The organism is Methylobacterium sp. AC690 (assembly GCF_979256535.1).
Window position 1 is genome coordinate 75,261 of the sequence record NZ_CEEDOX010000023.1, and the last position, 5,395, is coordinate 80,655.

At 68.6% G+C, this 5,395-nt stretch carries 4 protein-coding genes; 2 read left to right on the forward strand and 2 right to left on the reverse strand.

The annotated features are described in order from the left end of the window. Positions 1–3,012: acyl-[ACP]--phospholipid O-acyltransferase (locus tag AC0IY1_RS22310; protein WP_471772482.1), on the reverse strand; the 3,012-nt coding region annotated here is incomplete at its 3' end. Between the two features lie 212 nt (positions 3,013–3,224). On the opposite strand from AC0IY1_RS22310, the gene AC0IY1_RS22315 reads away from it, so the two are divergent. Continuing rightward, a complete protein-coding gene (locus tag AC0IY1_RS22315; RefSeq protein WP_055946746.1) occupies positions 3,225–3,866 on the forward strand; it encodes a TetR/AcrR family transcriptional regulator in 642 nt (213 codons plus the stop codon). A gap of 21 nt (positions 3,867–3,887) precedes the next feature. Here AC0IY1_RS22315 and AC0IY1_RS22320 read toward each other — a convergent pair whose 3' ends face one another. Continuing rightward, the gene (locus AC0IY1_RS22320) at positions 3,888–4,241 is read right to left on the reverse strand and encodes a hypothetical protein (RefSeq protein ID WP_471772484.1); all 354 of its coding nucleotides are present in this window, start codon (positions 4,239–4,241) and stop codon (positions 3,888–3,890) included. A gap of 373 nt (positions 4,242–4,614) precedes the next feature. Here AC0IY1_RS22320 and AC0IY1_RS22325 point away from each other — a divergent pair. Continuing rightward, positions 4,615–5,395 (forward strand): MCP four helix bundle domain-containing protein (locus tag AC0IY1_RS22325; protein ID WP_471772486.1); only part of this gene is annotated, 781 nt, incomplete at its 3' end.

Genomic DNA, 5,395 nt, shown 5'->3' on the forward strand with positions numbered 1-5,395 from the left:
GGGGGGCGCCTCGATGCTGCCGGGGCGCTGGGGCCGAAGGTAGCCCAGCATGATGTTGGGGCCACGCAGGACCAGACGTCCGCCCTCGTCGATGCCGGGTACCGGCTCCAGCCGCCAATCCTGGCCGGGCAGGAGGCGGCCTACGGTGCCGAAGCGGTTGAACATCGGCGTGTTGAGGGCGACCACCGGGCCGCACTCGGTGACGCCGTAGCCCTCCAGGATGCGCAGGCCGAACTTCTCGCCCCAGGTCTTGCGGGTGGATTCCTTCACCGCCTCGGCTCCGGCCACGACGTAGCGCAGCGAGCGCAGGTCGTAGGAATGCGCGGTCTTGGCGTAGCCGGCCAGGAAGGTGTCGGTGCCGAACAGGACGGTGGCGTTGGAGCCGTAGATGAGTTCCGGCACGATCCGGTAGTGCAGCGGCGAAGGATAGAGGTAGACCGGCACGCCCGAGACCAGGGGCAGCACCAGGCCCGCCGTCAGCCCGAAGGCGTGGAACACCGGCAGCACGTTGAACACCTTGTCGCTCGGCCCGAAATCGATCCGGGCGGCCACCTGCGCGGTGTTGGCGAGCATGTTGCGGTTGGCGAGCACCACGCCCTTGGGCGCGCCTTCCGAGCCTGAGGTGAACAGGATCGCGGCCGGGTCGTCGCCCCGCCGGGGCACCAGCGGCGCCCGCTTGGAGAGGAAGCCGCGCAACTTGTCGCCCGTCGTGATGCCGGCGCGGATGTCCTCGAGATAGACGAGCGCGACGGATCCCCGGATCGCCTCCACGAGGCCCCCGAGGCGGCCCTTCTCGATGAAGGCGCGAGAGGTCAGGATGGTGTCGACCTCGGCCGTTTTGCAGGCCGACAGGATGTTGGCCGCGCCCGCCGAGAAGTTGATCATGGCCGGGACGCGCCCGGCGGAGGCCAGGGCGAACAGGGTCACGGCGGCGCCGTTGGCGTTCGGCAGCATGACGCCCAGCGGCTTGCCCGGGGCGCCGAGCCCTGCGAGCTTGCGCCCCAGGATGTTGGCGCCCATCACGAGGCGGGAATAGCTCAAGCGACCCATCGGGTCCTCGACGGCCGTGCGGCGCCAGCCGTGGCGGTCGCCGGCCTCGATCAGCGCCTGCATCAGGCCGCGATCGATCTCGGTGGTGCGGAAGACGAGGTCGGACATGATTCCGTAGAGCGCGGCGCCCGCCGCCTGCCGGCGGGCCTTGCCCTTGAGGGCCGGATCCACGCTAAGGGCGACCGGCGAAAGGATCGTGACGGTGACCTTCGGCCACCAGCGCCGCTTCACCTGGTTCTTCGACAGGCGCGAGAAGACGGTCTTCTCGAGGCCCTCGATCTTCACCGGCACCACCATGGCCCCGGATTTGTCGGCGATGAGCCCGGCTCCGTCATAGACCTTCATCAGGCTGCCGGTGACGGTCAGGCGCCCCTCGGGGAAGATGATCAGCGTCTCGCCGCCCTTGACCGCATTGATCAGAGTGCGGGTGGCCAGCGGCCGGGTCGGGTCCAGGGGCATCGCCTTCGTCATCGCCAGGAACGGCTTCACCCACCAGCGATGCGCGATGCCGTGGTCCACGGCGAAGACCGGCTCCTGGTCCAGGAGGGAGAGCGCGAGCGGCGCGTCGAGGAACGAGACGTGGTTGAGGGCGATGATGGCGTTCGGGCCGGCCTTCTCGACGTTCTCCAGACCGCGCACCTCCAGGCGGTAGAAGGCCCGGAACAGGATCGAGAGGAAGTCGCGGAACGGGCTCGTCGGCAGGACGGCCAGGATGACCACGCCCGCTACGAGGTTGAGCCCGCCGAGCAGGGTCAGGAGCGCGGCCATCGACCAGCCGGCGCCCTGCAGGGCGGCGAGGCCCAGCGCGCCCGTCACCATGAAGGCCGCCGTGAGCACGTTGACGGCGCCGATGACGCGGGCCCGCTTGTCCTTGTCGGTCCAGGCCTGCACGGCGGCGAAGGAGGGCACGATGTAGAGGCCGCCCGCGACGGCGAGGCCGAACAGGTCGAGGGTGACGCGCAGGCCCGTCCCCGTGGTGAGGAAGTCCCAGGCGCCCGAGGGATCGCCGGCGACGGGGGGCAACTGCGCCACGGTCCAGGCGAGATCGAGCCCGAAGGCGCCCATCAGCAGGGCGCCGACGGGGGTGGGGAGCAGGACGATGCGACCGCTGGCAAGCCAGGAGGCCAGCCCCGAGCCCACCGCGATGCCGATGGAGAAGACGGCGAGCAGGGTCGTCACCACGGTCTCGGAGCCGTTGAGGCTCTGGCGGACCAGGACGGGGAGCAGCGACAGCACCACGGCGCCGACGAGCCAGAACCAGCTCACGATGAGCGAGCCGCGCCACAGGCGGGTGTCGCCCCAGAGATCGCGCAGGAGGGCGCCGGTGGAGCGGGCGACGTTCGGGTCGACCCGCAAGGTCGGGGCGGCCTCGCCGGTGGACGGGATCGCCCGCGCGGAGAGCCAGCACAGGACGGCGAACACCATGATCATGGTGCTGAAGGCCAGTGCGCCGCCGCCCATGGCGGTGGCGAGGCCGGCCACGATGGTGCCGAGCAGGATGGCGAGGAAGGTCGCGGCCTCGACCAGGGCGTTGCCCGCAGTCAGTTCGTCCCGGCGCAGGTGGTCGGGCAGGATGCCGTACTTGATCGGCCCGAACAGAGCCGCGATCGTGCCGAACAGGCCGAGGGCCACGAACAGCACCGGGACGGCGTGCAGCCAGAAGCCCAGGGCCGCCGCTGCTGCAGCGAAGATCTCGGCGAATTTCAGCCGCTTGGCGATGAGCGCCTTGTCGTAACGGTCGGCCATCTGGCCGCCGAGGCCTGACAGCAGGAAGAACGGCCCGATGAAGACCGCGCCCGCCAGGGTGATCAGCATCGGCGAGCTGCCACCGCCTGCGTCGCCCACCTTGAAGAGGATCAGGAATACGAGGGCGTTCTTGAGGAAGTTGTCGTTGAACGCCGAGAAGAACTGGCACCAGAACAGGGGTGCGAAGCGGCGCGTCGTCATCAAGGTACGAAACATGGAAGTCTCCTCGGACGACGCATGACTGCCCGCACGCGGCGATAGCGTCAAATGGTGAACCGCGCGCCCTTTGAACAACGTTCAAAACATATCGCCGCCGCAGATCGGGTTCAATGGCGTCATTGCACGGTGTGCAATCCGGAAGCGCTGACCGGTGCGGCGGCGCACGGAGACGAGGGCCCGACCTCGGGATTGACGGAGCGGGGGACAGGATGGCACGGGCAGGGAAACGGGGCACGGGTCCGCGCGGCGAGCACAACCGCGACGAGTTCCTGGCCCTGGTCACGAAGGCCGCCGAGAACCTCGTCCGGCAGGAGGGCCTGCGTGGTCTTGGGATGCGGCGGCTGGCCAGCACCATCGGGTATGCGCCGAACTCGATCTACAATGCGGTCGGCGATCTCGATGCGGTGATGATGCGGGTCAACGCCCGCACTCTCGCACGTCTGCACGCGGCCCTCGAATCCGCGGTGCTGCCGGACGCCACCCCGCACGACCGGGCTCTGGCCCTCGCCGATGCCTATCTGGGCTTCGTCGCCGCGGACCCGCAGGTCTGGAGCCTCGTCTTCGAGCACCAGATCGCCCCCGACAGCCCCTTCCCGGACTGGTATGCCGAGGCCCTTGGCCAGACGACCGACCTCGTCGCCCGCGTGCTGGCGCCCATGATCCCCGACCCGGACGAGCGCCGGCAGGCGGTGGCAGCCCTCTGGGCTGCCCTGCACGGACTCGCCTCGCTCGCGACGTCACGCAAGCTCTTGGTGCTGACACCGGAATCGCCCCGCGACCTCGCGCGCCTGCTGGTCCGACGCTTCCTCGAAGGCCCGGACCGGGGACGGCCCGAGATCGAGAGCGCCTGAGCGTCCTCGGGCCGGTGGATCCTACGGGACGCTGCTGCGGCGCGTCCGCATCCCCCGGAAGAGGGCGGGATGAGGATCGGTGAGACTGCGCGAGGCCGGAGGCTCCGCTGCCTTGTACTCCGGCTCCGCCCAGGTCGGGAGTTCACGCGTGTCGTCCGTCCTCGGCTGGCCGCGGCGCTCGGTGGTCTTCGACACCGAGCCATGTGCCTCGGGTCGCGGCCGAGGTAGAAGTGACAGGCCGCCGAACGCGACGAGGCAGGCGAGGCCGATGCCGGCCGAGTGCCAACTCGGCTCCGGCGCGATCATCATGGTGCCGAGGCCCCCGAGCGCGATGGCCGAAGCGAGATTGCGCGGTGTGAAGGGATCAATGGCCATGACGCCATCCTCCGCCTCTTCGCTCACGACTTCGTGAACCTGATGATTCAATTTGTAGGGATTAGATCGCGGTCCGACCGCGAAACTCCGATGTATTCGGTTCCATGCCGCTGGCACTGGATTCGCTCCGCCGGTCGATGCTCCCCCCTGCAGCTTTGTCCGAATTCGATCGCTACAAGGTCCGGGACCTCGGGCTGATGTCTGCGGAGGGACAAATCGCGAGAAGACCACAAGGTCAATTTGGTTTCAGCTGATGCAACCGGTGGTTCGGAATCCGTCATTCGTGAATGGGAGATATTAAGCATTCACGGAGCGTTGTGGCTGCTTGCCGCGCGTGTTGATCCAGTCCAGGCGGCGCCCGATGAGGTCCGTCGTGTCCGTGCAAAATCTGTCCATCCGCAGCCGCCTGATCGCGGCCTTCTCGCTCCTGACGCTCTTCGTGGTCGGCCTGGGTCTCCTGGGGCTCTTCGGCACCCAGCGCATGCGTGCACAGAGCCTGGAAATCGAGACGAACTGGCTTCCGAGCATCCGAGCCCTGGGCGAGATCGATACCATCACGGCTCGCATCAGCGCGGTCGTGCTTCGGCATACGCAGGCCAACGACCCGAAACTGACGGCGTCGATCGAGGCGGACCTCGTGCGCTTTGACAAGAAGCTGGCCGATCGCCGGGCGACCTACGAGCCGATGATCGCCTCGCCGGAGGAGCGCGCCCTCTACGACGGCTACATGCGCGATGCGGCCACCTTCCTGCCGATTCGCCAAGCCATCCTGGATCTCTCGCGCAGTGGACAGAAGGCCCAGGCCTTCGAGCTCTACGAGAGCAAGGGCCTGCCGGTCCGCCGCGCGGCGTCGAACACCCTGGAAAAGCTCACGGCCCTCAACAATGACGGCGCCGCGCAGGCGCAGGCCCGCAGCACGGCCATCTTCGAGCAGACCCAGACCCTGGGTCTCACCGCCATGTTGCTGGCCCTGGCGCTATCGGCGCTGTCGGCCTTCCTGATCATCCGCGGCGTCACGCGGGGCATCGGCGCAGTGGTCCAGCCCATGCAGGCGCTGGCCGGCGGCGACCTCTCGGCGACCATCCCGCACCAGGGCGCCCGGACCGAGATCGGCACCATCGCGGACGCCGTTCAGGTGTTCAAGGACGGCCTGA

What these genes read in the sequence shown, in the direction of transcription:
- AC0IY1_RS22315 (WP_055946746.1), top strand. Translation starts at nt 3,225, where the DNA reads ATGGCACGGGCAGGGAAACGGGGCACGGGTCCGCGCGGCGAGCACAAC.
- AC0IY1_RS22320 (WP_471772484.1), bottom strand. Translation starts at nt 4,241, where the DNA reads ATGGCCATTGATCCCTTCACACCGCGCAATCTCGCTTCGGCCATCGCG.